General features: G+C 39.6%; 16 protein-coding genes. 9 read left to right on the forward strand and 7 right to left on the reverse strand.

Annotated elements, in window-relative coordinates; all coding sequences use genetic code 11:
• Positions 1-56 precede the first annotated feature (56 nt).
• Both K7X70_RS14485 and K7X70_RS14490 read right to left on the reverse strand, forming a co-directional pair.
• Positions 57-659, reverse strand: coding sequence for a TetR/AcrR family transcriptional regulator (locus K7X70_RS14485; protein WP_062550205.1), 603 nt, complete (start codon positions 657-659; stop codon positions 57-59).
• Positions 660-850: 191 nt separating this feature from the next.
• Positions 851-1,369 carry an OmpA family protein gene (locus tag K7X70_RS14490; RefSeq protein ID WP_222537701.1) on the reverse strand — a complete coding sequence of 173 codons (519 nt, stop codon included), beginning with the start codon at positions 1,367-1,369 and terminating at the stop codon, positions 851-853.
• A 104-nt stretch (positions 1,370-1,473) separates the two neighbouring features.
• Here K7X70_RS14490 and K7X70_RS14495 point away from each other — a divergent pair, with 104 nt between their 5' ends.
• Positions 1,474-2,817: a deoxyguanosinetriphosphate triphosphohydrolase gene (locus K7X70_RS14495; RefSeq protein ID WP_222537702.1), complete on the forward strand. Its 1,344-nt coding sequence runs from the start codon at positions 1,474-1,476 to the stop codon at positions 2,815-2,817.
• A gap of 66 nt (positions 2,818-2,883) precedes the next feature.
• On the opposite strand, the gene K7X70_RS14500 is transcribed toward K7X70_RS14495, so the two are convergent.
• The 3 genes from K7X70_RS14500 to K7X70_RS14510 form a co-directional block, all read right to left on the reverse strand.
• Entirely contained in the window at positions 2,884-4,440 is a 1,557-nt protein-coding gene (locus K7X70_RS14500) for a protein adenylyltransferase SelO (protein ID WP_222537703.1), read from the reverse strand.
• Between the two features lie 178 nt (positions 4,441-4,618).
• Complete coding sequence (locus K7X70_RS14505; RefSeq protein ID WP_222537704.1) at positions 4,619-5,107, reverse strand: SRPBCC family protein; 489 nt, start codon at positions 5,105-5,107, stop codon at positions 4,619-4,621.
• Between the two features lie 49 nt (positions 5,108-5,156).
• Positions 5,157-5,486 (reverse strand): ArsR/SmtB family transcription factor, encoded by a 330-nt coding sequence (locus K7X70_RS14510; RefSeq protein ID WP_222537705.1) that lies wholly within the window; start codon positions 5,484-5,486, stop codon positions 5,157-5,159.
• A 218-nt stretch (positions 5,487-5,704) separates the two neighbouring features.
• On the opposite strand from K7X70_RS14510, the gene K7X70_RS14515 reads away from it, so the two are divergent.
• Together K7X70_RS14515 and mnmL are read left to right on the forward strand one after the other, a co-directional pair.
• Positions 5,705-6,298 (forward strand): hypothetical protein, encoded by a 594-nt coding sequence (locus K7X70_RS14515; protein ID WP_222537706.1) that lies wholly within the window; start codon positions 5,705-5,707, stop codon positions 6,296-6,298.
• 88 nt (positions 6,299-6,386) lie between these two features.
• Positions 6,387-7,343 (forward strand): tRNA modification radical SAM protein MnmL/YtqA, encoded by a 957-nt coding sequence (mnmL, locus tag K7X70_RS14520; protein WP_222537707.1) that lies wholly within the window; start codon positions 6,387-6,389, stop codon positions 7,341-7,343.
• Here mnmL and K7X70_RS14525 read toward each other — a convergent pair.
• Positions 7,322-7,846, reverse strand: a complete 525-nt coding sequence (locus tag K7X70_RS14525) for an SRPBCC family protein (RefSeq protein WP_255607256.1) — start codon at positions 7,844-7,846, stop codon at positions 7,322-7,324. The two genes, mnmL and K7X70_RS14525, sit on opposite strands and share 22 nt — an antisense overlap.
• Before the next feature lie 287 nt (positions 7,847-8,133).
• Between K7X70_RS14525 and K7X70_RS14530 the strand changes: the two genes are divergently transcribed.
• From K7X70_RS14530 to K7X70_RS14540, 3 genes are all read left to right on the forward strand, one after another.
• A complete protein-coding gene (locus tag K7X70_RS14530) occupies positions 8,134-9,510 on the forward strand; it encodes an ammonium transporter (protein ID WP_062550198.1) in 1,377 nt (458 codons plus the stop codon).
• Positions 9,511-9,618: 108 nt separating this feature from the next.
• Positions 9,619-10,638, forward strand: a complete 1,020-nt coding sequence (locus K7X70_RS14535; protein ID WP_222537708.1) for an outer membrane beta-barrel protein — start codon at positions 9,619-9,621, stop codon at positions 10,636-10,638.
• 104 nt (positions 10,639-10,742) lie between these two features.
• Positions 10,743-11,423, forward strand: coding sequence for a DUF4468 domain-containing protein (locus K7X70_RS14540; protein ID WP_255607258.1), 681 nt, complete (start codon positions 10,743-10,745; stop codon positions 11,421-11,423).
• On the opposite strand, the gene K7X70_RS14545 is transcribed toward K7X70_RS14540, so the two are convergent.
• Positions 11,424-11,897: a ribonuclease H-like YkuK family protein gene (locus K7X70_RS14545; protein ID WP_062550196.1), complete on the reverse strand. Its 474-nt coding sequence runs from the start codon at positions 11,895-11,897 to the stop codon at positions 11,424-11,426.
• Between the two features lie 323 nt (positions 11,898-12,220).
• Here K7X70_RS14545 and K7X70_RS14550 point away from each other — a divergent pair, with 323 nt between their 5' ends.
• The 3 genes from K7X70_RS14550 (at position 12,221) to K7X70_RS14560 (ending at position 14,111) form a co-directional block, all read left to right on the forward strand.
• Positions 12,221-12,439: a hypothetical protein gene (locus tag K7X70_RS14550; RefSeq protein ID WP_222537709.1), complete on the forward strand. Its 219-nt coding sequence runs from the start codon at positions 12,221-12,223 to the stop codon at positions 12,437-12,439.
• A 65-nt stretch (positions 12,440-12,504) separates the two neighbouring features.
• On the forward strand, positions 12,505-13,812 hold the full coding sequence (locus tag K7X70_RS14555; protein WP_432443889.1) for a DEAD/DEAH box helicase: 1,308 nt from the start codon (positions 12,505-12,507) through the stop codon (positions 13,810-13,812).
• 50 nt (positions 13,813-13,862) lie between these two features.
• The gene (locus tag K7X70_RS14560; RefSeq protein ID WP_062550193.1) at positions 13,863-14,111 is read left to right on the forward strand and encodes a DUF1456 family protein; all 249 of its coding nucleotides are present in this window, start codon (positions 13,863-13,865) and stop codon (positions 14,109-14,111) included.
• Positions 14,112-14,398 lie beyond the last annotated feature (287 nt).

The following is a 14,398-nucleotide window of genomic DNA, read 5'->3' on the forward strand; positions in this document are numbered from 1 at the left end:
TAGAATCTCCAATCTTGATCAGCGCTAATCTTGATGTACCTGTGCTTATAGGTCTTCTATTTTTTTATTCCTTTAAATATCAGCGAGACCAGAAACTTAATATCCTGAAGACTCTGCGTATAGTCAATTTCCGTCTCTCCTTTTAAAATGGCCTGCTGCTCCACACTGTGTTTCAAAGCATCAGTCAGATTGATCAATACAGAAGCTGTGTTTTCCAAATCCGTCATGTACACCTCTCCATCTTCCACTGCTTTCCCTAATAATTGGGTGACAAATACTTTTTCCCTTTTCATCAGGGCATTGTACAACTCAAAAAAACGAGGCAATATCTTGTTCAGCGTATCTACAGATACACGGTTCATATTCAAGACATTTTTATAATAGTTAAACCTCGATTCCAGATAAAAAGCAATCCGGTTTTCTATCCCTTCCTTAAGCAAGGTGGTTTCCTGCAAAGAGTTGATAAAATCCTCTCCTTCTTTGAGGGCTACCTCAATAAATATGTCCTCTTTATTCTTGTAATAATAATATAACGACGCTTTATTAAGCCCAACTGCTTGTGCGATATCATCAAGTGTAGTCTTGTCTAATCCGAATTTTGCAAAGCATTGCATGGCTGATCTTCCGATCTTTTGTTTTACCAGTTCTTTTTTACTCATGTTCCTTACCTTAAAACTATAAACATATTTTCAATAATCCAAATGTTTTAACAAAACGTTTGAAAATTGAAAAAAGCTTGTGCATTGCTGTAAACTTAAAGCATTCAGGGGAATAAGAAAAAGGATTTATCAGAAAATAGAAAAGCGGGAGAGAATCCCCCGCTGCAAATAAAAAATGATCCGAATGGATCTTATGATTTTAATAGGACGATTTCTACCCTTCGGTTTTGCAATCTTCCTTCTTTAGTTTTGTTGTCGCCAATAGGTTTAGTATCACCAAGGCCAGCAGTTTTAATCCGGTTTGCTGGAATCCCCTGGCTCACCAGGAAATTTTTCACCGATACGGCACGCTTTTCTGATAACCATTGGTTATAGGTAGCCGTTCCTGTCTTATCAGAATGTCCTGCAACCAGAATGTTATTTGCCTGCTCATCTTTGATGACATTGGCCACTGCCAAAATTCTCTTTTTTGCTGCTTCACTTAAATAAGAAGAGTTGGTAGGAAACAAAACTTCAGAGCTAAACGTGAATTTTAAGCCTTCATCTGTGCGTTCAATCTGATCTTCAGGAAGATCTTTTTTCATTTTATCCAGCGCTTTGTCTGTACTTTCTGCTACTGGAGCGGGAGTAGTTACAATCGTCTTTTTTGTCTTACAAGAAAGGGTAACGGTAAGCAATAATGCTAAAATTAGGTTTGTTTTATGTGTCATTAAGAAACGAAATTAACCGTAAATATAGCCATTAATCAGGCGATTATTCCTTTACCTTTGTATCAAGTTTAAGATAACCAGGAATTAACAATTTAATCCATTATATGAATTGGGAAAAATTATTGTCGGCAAAACGCTGGGGAAATGAAGATAGATTTGCAGGAAATCAAAAGGAAGCCAGGTCTGAATTTCAAAGAGATTACGACCGGATCATCTTCTCTTCTCCTTTTCGCAGATTGCAAAACAAGACCCAGGTATTCCCACTTCCGGGAAGCGTATTTGTCCACAACAGACTAACGCATAGTTTAGAAGTCGCCAGTGTAGGCCGCTCTTTAGGCACTATATTCTATAATAAATTCAAAGCTCAGGATCCTGATGTAGATGAAACCTGTCCGCTGCTCTGCGAAATTGGCAATATTATCGCCTCCGCCTGCCTTGCCCATGATTTAGGAAACCCTGCTTTCGGTCACTCTGGAGAAGCGGCAATCTCCCATTATTTCACCAATGGTGATGGAAAAGCATATCAGGAGCAAGTCAGCGAAGCCGAATGGGAAGACCTGATTCATTTTGAAGGAAATGCCAATGCACTAAGAATCCTGACCCACCAATTTGCTGGAAAAGGTACCGGAGGATTTGCGCTGACTTACGCGACACTAGCAGCAATTGCCAAATATCCTTGCGCCTCCCTTGCCGGGCACAACAAAAAAAATATCTACACCAAAAAATATGGTTTCTTTCAATCAGAACAAACCGGCTTTGAAAAGATTGCAGTAGAAATGGAATTGATGAAAGTGCAGGACGAGCCAATGATCTTCAAACGTCATCCATTAGTATACCTGGTAGAGGCAGCCGACGATATTTGTTACAATATCATCGATCTGGAAGATGCCCATCGCCTCAAAATTCTTTCTTACGAAGAAGTGGAGACCTTGTTGATCCCATTATGTAACGACCCTAATTTACCTGGGCGTTTAGCAACCATCGAAGATGACGATGCTAAAATTACCCTGATGCGGGCAAAATCGATCAGCACACTGATTGGCTTATGCTCAAATGTGTTTTACGAACAGCAGGAAGCAATATTGAATGGAGATTTCAACCAGAGCCTGATGGATGCAATAGAACAGCCCTTTCTTTCTGTAATGAAAGAAATTGAAAGGATTTCCTATAAAAAGATTTACAATTATGCCTCCGTAGTTCAGATAGAGGTGGCAGGCTATAAAGTAATGGGTGGTTTATTGGAAGAGTTTATTCCTGCCTATTTGCAAAATGAGTCAAAATACCACAAAAAACTGGTGGAACTGATTCCAAAACAGTTCCTAACTCAGGAAACTGATACTTACACTAAAATTCAGTCCGTATTGGACTTTATTTCCGGGATGACAGATATTTATGCGGTAGAGTTGTTTAGAAAGATCAAGGGAATCTCATTTCCTTCAATGAGCTAATTATTATTTCGGATTGATTCCCATCACCAGGATAGGCATGGGAATCAATTTTTTTACTGCGGTAAACTAAGAACTGCAGGATAAAGTGGCACTGCCAGGCTGTTCATTTGCCCATTGTGGCCTCAACGCAAAAAACTCATCATGAGCTTTTGAATAGGGATCACTTAATGCAGTTTGTAATCTTTTGAAAAGCCCATCATCTCCTTTTTCAAGTTCATAGATCGCCTGATATAATAAGTAATTTCGTAGGATAAACCTTGGATTGCTAGCCCGCATTTTTGATTGGGCATCTTTTCTGGAAATGGTGTTTTTTGCCAGACGTCCCTGATAAGCAAGGATGCTTTTAACCAATAGTTCCTGTTCTATCTCCGATAGATCATGGTATAAAGCACTATCAAAATGAGCGCTGATCTGAGCAACCGATATTAAGTCCTCAGGAATTTCGCCTAACAACTGATAGAAAATAGTCATATCTGGTTTCAGGTTGGCCAGTAGATTTTCGAAATCATCAATCAAGCCTATATCTCCATCAGAAAGTTCATCGAATCCCATCTTGCTGGCTTTCATTGAATAGAATTTCTCATAGAAAATCGGACCAAAGCTTTCCACCGCACTGATCAGCTCTTTTGGATCTTCGAATAAAGGAGAAATCGCATTCGCCAGACAACTCAAGTTCCAGTAAGCAATGGAATGCTGTTTGCCATAAGCATAGCGGAGCCCCGGATGATCCGTAGTGTTCGGACTAAAATTCAAGTCGTAAGCATCCAGGAAAGAGTAAGGTCCGTAGTCTATGGTCAAGCCAAGAATAGACATGTTGTCTGTATTCATTACCCCATGTACGAATCCCACTCTAAGCCATTCTACCACCATAATGGCAGTACTTTCCATTACCTTTTTGAACCAATTTAAGGTTTTATCAGGACCTGTAAGTTCTGGGTAGAACTTCGCAATAGTCCAGTCAACTAGTTTTTGTAAGTTTTCATATTCTTTTCTGGCGGATAACATTTCAAAGTTCCCGAAGCGTAAAAAGCTAGGTGCAGCACGCATCACAATTGCGCCTGGCTCTGGAGCCGGACGGCCATCGTAAAACATATCTCTCATCACCAGGTCACCTGTCGACACTAAACTCAAAGCTCTGGTCGTTGGAACACCTAGGTGATGCATCGCTTCGCTCATCAGGTATTCCCTAACGGATGACCTCAATACTGCTCGGCCATCTGCACGGCGCGAATAGGGGGTAAGACCGGCACCTTTTAACTGCAGTTCCCAGGATTTACCGTTTGCTAATGGCCATTCCCCAAGGGTGATCGCTCTGCCATCTCCCAATTGTCCTGCCCAATTTCCAAACTGATGCCCTGCATAACAAGCCGCATAAGGTTTCATGCTGGCATTAATCGCGTTACCGCCAAGAATGTTCAGATCGTTTTCATTTGGTTCCTCGATACCTAGCTCGGCAGCAAGATCTCCAGTCCATGCCAATAGTTTTGGCTGTTTAACCGGACTGGGTAAAACCCTGCTATATAATACTCCTGGAGTCTGACGAGGCTGCAGATCTCCGCTTTGATCGCCCTCAAAAGCTTCAGTAAAATCATTGACAAATTTTTGGGTGCTCAGGTGCTGCATAGGTAATTCTGAATTTTACGTGGATTACAAATATCAGGTTAATTAAGGAATTACCGATCAGTACTTACATCTGAACTAAGTAATTTTTTGCCCTATTAAGGTATTAAATATATCTATATGTATAGATGTTAATATATATAGATATATAAATACCTGTCTTTTCTCTCAGTAATACCCTTTAAGCACTCAGTAAAGCAGATAATTTGTTGAGCATTTTAATCCAGCTTTGGAAGGCACCATTCTCCTTGGCGGAAGCCTCAGGAACACTTTGATGAAGAGAAAGCTTAGTTTGCTTGCCAATTGGACTAAAGGATACCGTCGTTAAAATCTCCATTGGCCAGTCGCCAGGTTTTCCTGCATCGCCTGCCGCTAACGTATCACCGGCCTCATTGCTTAAAGTCATAGAAAAAACTAGTTTTTCCGGAGCGCTTATTTCCAGGTATTTTCCCTTTACCCAGCAATCTCCATGTATGGGATCATGAATGCAGGAATGAAAACTTCCATTCTCTTTTAAGTCGAGACTTTTGTAGCTGATGCTGCAGCCATCAGGTGCGTACCATTGTGTCAACTGTTTTGGATCAGTCCAGGCTTGAAATACCATTTCAACCGGAGCATTAAAAAGATGTGTAATGAACAACTCCTTTTCTTTGTTTTTATTGATTTCCATCGTCTTGGTGTTTAGTATTTAGCGATTGGTTTTTTGTTTATTCTTTCTTTTATTTTTGGTTTTCATTTTTAAGCGATTCCAGATACTGGTCTAGTTGCTCAAATTTTTGCAGCCATTGTTTTTTAGATTGCTGTACCCAATCAGACACTTCGTCCAGTTGTTCCAAACGGGCTTCGCAATATCTTTCCCTGCCTTTTTGAGTCACTTCAACCAGACCACACTCCGTCAGGATCTGAATGTGTTTCGAAATGGCCTGTCTGCTGCTATCGAAACTCTCTGCAATGGCGTTAAGGTGCATAGGGCCCCCGGCAATTTTTTCTATAATCTGCCTGCGTGTAGGGTCAGCTATGGCTTGAAATACATCTCTTCTAATGATCATAATGCAATTATATGGTTGCGAATATAACCGCAATCATTTGGTTGCGCAAGTGTTTTGAGAAATATTTTTTTTTAAGATATTGTACCTGAGGTTTTTTTGGTTTTCTGAGCTGATGAGAGAGAAACTGCTGAGCTGTTGTCAGCCGCTCTTTTCTCTTTGTTAGGAAACACAGGGTTAAACTCTTTGTGTTTTATACCTTTGCCAAAAAAGAAATCCTGATGAAGATATTGAACCAGTTTGTACATATATATAAGTATCTATTCCTTTTATCTAAATATGTATTGCTATTGTCGCTATTCTCGACGATCAGCATTTTAGCTCATGCACAGGAAATCATAGATTGTGAAAAGACATTAGATCAGGAGCCGTATTTTGTAAAACATAAATCTGGGGAGAAAGATCAGGCCTTACAGCGGGATATTGAAATCCTAAAACGATGCGGTAATTTTAACCCGGTAGACAGTGCTTTTCTTAAAGGTAATATGCTGGGTATGTTAATGCTGCAGGAGGTGAGAGCTGGAAAGCCCGCTACTTATCGTACGATTGTAGATTTCTTTCAGAATTTCAGGAAGACCGCCGAGTACAAGGATTTTTCCTATGGATTAGCGTTGTATCGGAAAATTGGGGAGAAGAAAGTGAATCTGCAGGACTGGCCAGCAGATCAGGAGCTGTTTGTTAGGATGGGCTTTACCATCAATGACCTGGAGGATTTCAAAATTTTCATCTCCCGCCCCGAGCATGCGGAACTGAGTTATTTGCAGGTTTTCTCTAAATATATGAACGAGATTGAAGGAATGAGGGTTGATAAGTAGAGGATCGAATAACCCATCAAAAAATTACTCCTAACCTGAGAAAAGGTATTAAAAATAAAAGCCGTACTTTTGTGAAAAATTAAAGCAATTGGGAACTCTACTGGACTTAGGAATAAAGGGATATAATAATTACGGAACGCACTTGAAAGAGAAGTATAAGGGGCAGCGTGTATTCAAAGTAATCGTTGATGGTGGTTTCACCTGTCCGAATCGTGATGGCAGTAAAGGCTATGGCGGTTGTACCTATTGTAACGTAGACTCATTTACACCGGAGCTTTCCAGGAAATTGCCAACTATCCGTGAGCAGCTGGAGCAAGGGATAGAAAGAGGGAAAGGTTTTTACAAAGCAGATAAGTTTATTGTCTATTTTCAGCCGAATACGAATACCTATGCACCAGTGCATTATTTGAAAATGATGTATGATGAGGCGCTTTCTATCAATACCGAAGATGTAGTTGGTTTTTCTGTAGGAACACGTCCGGACTGTATCGATGCTGAAAAAGTAGCACTTTTGGAAAGTTATGCCGATCGTTTCGATGTGGATTTAGAAATGGGAATGGAGTCTATTTATGACGAAACCCTGAATCAGATCAACCGTGGCTGTAGTCATGCGGAATTTGTAGCTGCAGTTAAATTGCTGGATAACTCCAAGCTTGACCTATGCGTGCATACTATTTTTGGTTTTCCTTGGGAAACAGAAGAAATGATGCTGGGGTACATTCATGAAATTAACAAATTCCCTAAAATTAAATTCGTTAAATTCCACCATCTTCACGTAGTAGAAGGATCCATCATGGGTGCGAAATATAAAAAAGAACCTTTCAAGCTTTTCAGCTTAGAAGAGTATACAGACTTCCTTTGCAAGGCAATTCCATTGCTGCGTCCTGATGTAGTGATTCAGCGCTTATTCGGAATTTCTGATTGGGATTTATTGATCGCGCCAAACTGGGGATTAAACAAATCGGCTATTCAGACTTATATCGATAAAGAAATTGAACGCAGAGGAGTAGTGCAAGGATCTGCTTATGTTCCGGTAGCAGAATAATCGCCAAACAGTTCGATTACCTTTTTCTTTCTAAACTCAAAGATTTGCTGTAATTGTGCAGCGACGAATAAACTATTGGCCATTTGTCCGAAAATGCCCATGGGCATGCCGTAAGTTAAAATGTCGTTCATTTCCACGCCGCCATCGATCGTACGGAAGTGATGCTGGTGGTGCCAGAACTGATATGGGCCAAAACGCTGCTCATCTATAAAGTATTCCTGATCTTTTACCTGGGTGATTTCTGTCATCCAGTTTAGCTTGATCCCCAATAATGGAGATACCTTATAAGTAATGATCATTCCCGGGTACATTTTTTCCCTTAATTGCGGCCCAGAAGTAACCTCAAAGGCCATTTCTACTGGAGTGATCTTCGCTAAATTCATTGGAGAAGAGAAAAAATCCCAAGCTTCCGCAAGGCTAATCGGTAACTGCTGCTTAAACTTTAAATGGTATGCTTTCATCGTATAGCTAAGGTACGGTTTTTCTCTATTTTCGGTTTTCATCCCTTAAAAATCTTTAAATCAACTCATTTTTATGTGTTTTTCCATTTTTAATGCTGTTTATTTTGAATATCTCAATTTCAGTTGGGTGTTTTGTGGTGTATTTGTGATTTTTCTATTTATTGCACTTGATTGTTGAGTGATTTTCTTGGTTTTTGTCTATATATTGAGAATGTATATAACGTTTTCGTGGTTTTATTGTCTTTTTATTTCTATAAATTCTATTTATTTCTTAGTTTTATGAAAAAATAAGCTGAAAAATCAAATTTAAATCTTAAAAACCGAGTATTATGGCCAAAATTTTATTAAAACAGGTGGGACCTTTTGCAGTTTTAGCAATAATTGCAATTTTAGCCCTTTTTGTACCCCTGCATCCGAACTTTGATGAGGGAAAATACAATTCTTCAGATATTGCTTTCATTTTAGTGGCTACTGCCCTGGTATTTTTGATGACTCCAGGCCTTGCTTTCTTTTATGGAGGTATGGTTCATCGTAAAAACGTGCTTTCTACGATGATTAAAAGTGTGGTTGCCGCAGGAGTGATCAGTGTTTTATGGGTAACCGTTAGCTTTAGTCTGGCTTTTGGTGAAAGTATCCACGGATTAATCGGAAATCCATTAACCTATTTGTTCTTTCAGGGCGTAAACTCCGGACCATCATGGAGCCTGGCACCAACCATACCATTAACCTTATTTGCACTTTTTCAATTGATGTTTGCAATCATCACCCCAGGCCTGGTTGTTGGCGCCGTTGCGGAGCGTATTCGTTTCACTTCATACATTCTATTTATTGTACTGTTTGCACTTTTCGTGTATTCACCATTAGCACATTGGACATGGCATCCGGAAGGCATCCTGTTTAAAATGGGCGTGCTTGATTTTGCTGGTGGTACCGTAGTACATATTTCTGCTGGTATGGCTGCTTTAGCAGGAGCATTAGTGTTAAAAAGAAGAAGAAGTCACCAGGACCACCAGGAAGTTCCACCAGCAAATATTCCTTATGTGCTGATCGGTACTGGTTTATTATGGTTCGGCTGGTTTGGTTTTAATGCGGGTTCTGCATTAGGTGCAAATAGTTTGGCCGTCTCTGCATTTGCAACTACCAATATCGCCGCTGGTGCAGCAGGACTATCATGGATGTTTTTCGATGTAGCCAGAGGTAAAAAGCCTTCTGTACTTGGTTTTTGTATCGGTGCAGTGGTAGGTCTAGTAGCCATCACACCTGGTGCTGGATTTGTGAGTATTCCTTCCAGTATTTTTATCGGTGCAGCTGCTGCGGTAGTTTCTAACCTTGCGGTAGTTTGGAAATCAAAAACCAGTTTAGATGATACATTAGATGTATTCCCTTGTCATGGAGTAGGTGGTATTGTTGGAATGCTGCTGACGGGCATATTTGCTACAAAAACGGTAAATGCAGGTGGTGTAGATGGCTTATTGTATGGAAACCCGGCATTTTTCTTTACCCAGCTGAAAGGCGTGCTTATTGTAGCCATTTTCAGCTTCGTCGTTTCTTTTCTAATCTTCAAACTGATCAATGTTGTTCAGCCAATCCGTGTGACTTCTGAGGAAGAAGAAGCAGGTCTGGATGCTAGTCAGCATGATGAGAAATATTTCCAGGGTACTTTAATTGTAGCCGCTACAGGAGTAGAAATCGACAATGTTGATTAATCAAACCCCATACAAATCACCATTAAAAACACGGTTGCCTATGTAATATTGCCCCCAGTACAAATGCTTTAACTCATTATTGATTCTATACCTCAAACCAACCAAACCATGAAACTGAAATCAATTTTTACCACTGCATCACTGTCCTTCGCTTCCTTTTCTTATGCTCAGGAAGCACCTTTGCAGATTTCCGGATCTGTCGATACATACTATAAGTATGATTTTTCGAAACAACCTAACATCGGAACAAGCTTTGCCAGCGACCAGAATTCTATCTCCTTGGGGATGATAGATCTGGCGCTAAAGAAAACTACAGGAAAAGCTTCATTTGTTGGTGAATTGTCTTTTGGACCACGAGGACAATACCAATCTTTAATCAATGGAGACGGAACTGACGACAATTCCTTTCACATTCAGAATTTATATGCCGCTTATGCTTTTACAGATAAGTTTACGGTAACTGCCGGATATATGGGGACATTTATTGGCTATGAGGTGATCTCTCCGACAGGTAACTATAATTATTCGACTTCGTACTTGTTCACCAGCGGGCCTTTTCAGAATGCAGGAATCAAAGGAAGTTACGCTTTTTCAAGTAAAGTGAGTTTGATGTTGGGCTTGTTCAACGATTGGAATGTGTACAAAGACCTAAATGGCGTGTCGCATGTGGGTGGGCAATTAACAGTAAGCCCGGTAGAAGGTTGGACGGCTTACCTGAACGTTCTGTCTGGGAAATCAGCAGGAGCAGTAGGGACAGGGACAATCCTGGATTTAACCACGGCTTATCAGGTGACGGAAAAAGTGAAATTGGGTTTGAATGCCGCTGATTATACCGTAACCCATGATGGGGGAGGTTATACCGGAGCTGCACTGTATGCACAGAATGCATTTACTTCTGCATTTTCTTTAGGACTGAGGGGAGAATATTTTAATTGGAAAGGAACAGGGGAGGAGAGCGATGAGCACATTGCAGCGCTTACTTTATCAGCTAACCTGAAATCCGGCGGACTTACCTTTATTCCTGAGATTCGTTTTGATGATGGATCTACGCCAATGTTTGTGAAAAAGAACCTCAACCCCTCAAAAAATGCCTCTCAATTTTCCCTGGCAGTGGTTTATGCTTTTTAGTCTTCGTTAAATCAATATAGGAGGTTGTTTAAATCAGATTTTACGCGCTGTTTTAAACAGCCTTCTCCCTTTTTAACTAAATTACCTTCTTTAAAAATGTGATTATGAAATTAGCTGTAATAGGAGTGTTGTCTTTTGTTGGAATGACCGGAGTTTTTGCGCAGGAACTCAAAGAGAAACAAAAATCGGATCAAAAGGAGATCTACACCCCAAAGAATACAAAAAAAGAGCAATTGGCAGCTCCGGCAAAAACCGAAGAGGAACTGCCATTAGATGACAGGGGAAAATACATCTATTATGAAGTGGTGATCCGAAAAGGGAAAACAAAAGAAGAGCTCATTCAATTAGCGAAAGCATATTTTAAAAGTGATTCAGGTCCTAAAGTCAATCTTCTGGAAAAAGACTCCCTTTATACCGGCAAAGGAAAATTAATCATCAATAAAACAGCTTTTGTATTGACTCGCCCTTCCGGAGAAGTTCGCTATCAGCTATACTTGGATTTTAAAGAAGGTAAATATCGTTTTTGGCTAACTGATTTCAACTTTATTCCTTATCAACGGGATCGTTATGGCAATTTTGTTCCTGCAACTTCGATAGGGTTGCCATTAGAACGAAAACCGGGAAAATTAAATGCATCAGAATGGACTGCGTACCTTAGGGCAACGACAAAAGAAGCACAGGAGTTCGCTGCTCAGTTGAAGCAGGGTATGCTGGCGGATACAGCAATAATTCAACCTGCCGCAAAAGAGATTCCGGTACAAAGTACAAAAAATCAAAAATGGTAATTAGTGTACCATTTTATCTGCACAGGTAGAACTGGCGAAAGCTTCAGGCTTAGCCTTGAAAATAAAGCCCATACTGAGAATGTAACCCATTGCCTCATTCAAAGCTTTGTTAGACTTAAACATGGGGTTGGTGTTAATGTCGGCATGGACCTCCAGATCCACGTCGTACAAGTCCAGTAAATCACAAACGGAATAGGCCGTTTCAATGGATTTCTGTACCTCTACCAGCATCCTTTCTTTGATGCTCATCTTCTGTGGCGTTTTTTCCTGATGGATGTACATGAAACCGCCATGGTTTTCCCTCAACAGGACAATGACAGTCGCAAAATCAGTGAGTGGCCCTTTTACCTGTGAGTCTGTACCGATACAGACCTTTAGGTGGAACCCTTTTTCGGTCTCCCTGATGATGGCTTGTTCTACTTCTTCTAAAATCGACGTGTGAATCACTTCGCCGCTAAATTTCTTCCAGGTCATACGTTATTGGTGTTAAATAAACAACCCGTATTCAGGTTTCTTAAAAATAAGTGGATTAAATTAAATAACCATTAATTCTATGTGGTTTAATTGTCAACAAACACTTAGTTTTCAACAGGTTGAGTGGTTTTGTGTGCGTAAATAAGGCTGGAAAGATGTCTTACAGCTCGCTGCGGGCGCTTTACAAGAGAATTCAGAATACTTAAAATCAGCTGCTCCAAAACAAAAAATGAAAACCCTTTCTTTTCATTTTTGTTATAATATATCCTACCTAAGGATCGTTTCTTATAGAAGAACAGGTTATTAATCTAAATATAAGCATTATGAAAGCAGAATTGATTAATGAGTTTTATTTACTACAGCAAAGCATGGCTCCTTTTGATTATCGTGAGAAAATTGAGGAGCAGGTTTATGAACCTTTAAAAAAAGCAAATCATAAAATGACCTCCTGGATCTACAGGCGAGGGAAAATGCTCATGATACTGGATCGTAAAATGAACAGTTCCATGAAGCACATCAGAAGAAAATACCTGAAGTTTTAATCTGAATTTTATATTTCCCAGCATTAACAGCGGTGGTTAAGGCTTAATTCCCTTATCTTTGTACCATTATGGTAGAAAAGATACTGGAGAAATTAAAAATTACTTCTTTGAACGAGATGCAGCAGGCATCACTTGCGGCGACCGGAAAAGGAAGTGACGTGGTTTTATTGGCACCAACAGGTTCTGGTAAAACATTAGGCTTTTTGTTTCCTCTATTGAACAACCTCAATGCAGATGTAAAAGGAGTGCAGGCTTTAGTACTGGTACCTTCTCGTGAACTTGCTTTACAGATTGAGCAAGTATTCAAGCAGATGGGAACTGGGTTTAAAGTGAACTGCTGTTACGGGGGGCACCCTGTTAAAACAGAACGAAATAATTTAGAACAACCACCGGCAGTACTGATTGGTACACCGGGAAGAATAGCATATCATTTGCGTCATGAAAATTTCGATGAATCTCCGATCCATACCCTTGTGTTGGACGAGTTCGATAAGGCGCTGGAATTTGGTTTCCAACAGGATATGGCCTATATCATCGAGAAATTACTTTCTTTAAAACAAAGAATCCTGACCTCAGCTACGGCAATGGATCAGATTCCTGAATTTACAGGGGTAAAAAAACCGGTGGAAATAGATTTCCTGAAAGATGTAAAGGTAGCACCTGATTTGAAGCTGAAAAAAGTGCTAACTACTGCTGCGGATAAACTGGATACTTTATTTCAATTGATCTGTAAGATCGGAAATAAAACCACCTTGATTTTCTGTAACCACAGAGAAACAGTAGATAGAATCAGTGATTTGCTGATCGATAAAGATTTGGCACACGATATTTTTCATGGTGGCATGGAGCAGGATGAGCGTGAGCGCGCCCTGCTGAAATTCAGAAATGGAAGTATCAAAATTCTAATCACAACAGATCTGGCTTCACGTGGACTGGATATTCCTGAGGTAGAATACATCATTCATTACCAGTTGCCTTATACAGAAGATGCGTTTTTACACCGTAACGGACGTACTGCCCGTATGAATGCAAAAGGGACCGCTTACCTGGTAATCGCTGATGATGAAAAATACCCATTCCTGAAAGCAGATATAGAGACTGAAAACCTAAAAGGTAACTTTGCGCTACCTAAAGACAGTCAGTGGCAAACATTATACATCGCTGCAGGTAAAAAAGACAAGGTCAATAAAATTGATATCGTTGGTTTATTATTGAAAAAAGGTGGTCTGGAAAAGGACGATGTTGGCCTGATCGAAGTGAAGGATACCGCTTCTTATGTGGCTGTTAAAAGAAACATGGTGGGCAGAGTACTTGCCGCTTTAACTAACGAAAAAATTAAAAATAAAAAAGTGAAAATTGAAGTTGCGATGTAAATCGTAATATTTAATTACTGATCTGAATTTAATACATAAAGTTCAATATAATGAGCAATAACGATATTTTTAAGAAATTACGCGTAGCACTAGAGCTAACAAATGATGATATCATCAAAATAATGGAATTAGTGAACTTCAAAATCACAAAAAGTGAGCTTGGTTCCTTTTTTAGGAGCGATGATCATCCGAATTTTAAGCCATGCGGCGACCAGATTCTGAGGAACTTTTTAAATGGTCTGGTGATTTATAAAAGAGGTCCAAGAGTAACTGAACCGACTGAAAAACCAGCAAACTAAAAATTAATTTTTTTTTATTTAGCCGTGTGGAAAATTACCATTTTCTACGCGGCTTTTTTATGCAAAAAATTCGGTTAAAACGGTTAATTGTGGGTTTTTATAATAATTTGTAAACTTTTGTATACAATTGTTTAATGTGTATTTTAGATGATTTATGTTTAAAATATAATCATAGACTTATTTAAAATTGAGAAAAATGACAAATTATTGTATATTGGGACTGACAATTAGGATATTAACGCCTTGAAAGAAGTAGGTATAATTGCCTAGGGTGGAACGTGGATTGT

The sequence above is a fragment of the Pedobacter polysacchareus genome, from assembly GCF_019802255.1.
In the GTDB taxonomy this organism is placed as follows: Bacteria; Bacteroidota; Bacteroidia; order Sphingobacteriales; family Sphingobacteriaceae; genus Pedobacter; species Pedobacter polysacchareus.

Coding starts and splice junctions, on each gene's coding strand:
- K7X70_RS14485 (WP_062550205.1), bottom strand. CDS start 659: ATGAGTAAAAAAGAACTGGTAAAACAAAAGATCGGAAGATCAGCCATG.
- K7X70_RS14490 (WP_222537701.1), bottom strand. CDS start 1,369: ATGACACATAAAACAAACCTAATTTTAGCATTATTGCTTACCGTTACC.
- K7X70_RS14495 (WP_222537702.1), top strand. CDS start 1,474: ATGAATTGGGAAAAATTATTGTCGGCAAAACGCTGGGGAAATGAAGAT.
- K7X70_RS14500 (WP_222537703.1), bottom strand. CDS start 4,440: ATGCAGCACCTGAGCACCCAAAAATTTGTCAATGATTTTACTGAAGCT.
- K7X70_RS14505 (WP_222537704.1), bottom strand. CDS start 5,107: ATGGAAATCAATAAAAACAAAGAAAAGGAGTTGTTCATTACACATCTT.
- K7X70_RS14510 (WP_222537705.1), bottom strand. CDS start 5,486: ATGATCATTAGAAGAGATGTATTTCAAGCCATAGCTGACCCTACACGC.
- K7X70_RS14515 (WP_222537706.1), top strand. CDS start 5,705: ATGAAGATATTGAACCAGTTTGTACATATATATAAGTATCTATTCCTT.
- K7X70_RS14525 (WP_255607256.1), bottom strand. CDS start 7,846: ATGAAAACCGAAAATAGAGAAAAACCGTACCTTAGCTATACGATGAAA.
- K7X70_RS14530 (WP_062550198.1), top strand. CDS start 8,134: ATGGCCAAAATTTTATTAAAACAGGTGGGACCTTTTGCAGTTTTAGCA.
- K7X70_RS14535 (WP_222537708.1), top strand. CDS start 9,619: ATGAAACTGAAATCAATTTTTACCACTGCATCACTGTCCTTCGCTTCC.
- K7X70_RS14540 (WP_255607258.1), top strand. CDS start 10,743: ATGAAATTAGCTGTAATAGGAGTGTTGTCTTTTGTTGGAATGACCGGA.
- K7X70_RS14545 (WP_062550196.1), bottom strand. CDS start 11,897: ATGACCTGGAAGAAATTTAGCGGCGAAGTGATTCACACGTCGATTTTA.
- K7X70_RS14550 (WP_222537709.1), top strand. CDS start 12,221: ATGAAAGCAGAATTGATTAATGAGTTTTATTTACTACAGCAAAGCATG.
- K7X70_RS14560 (WP_062550193.1), top strand. CDS start 13,863: ATGAGCAATAACGATATTTTTAAGAAATTACGCGTAGCACTAGAGCTA.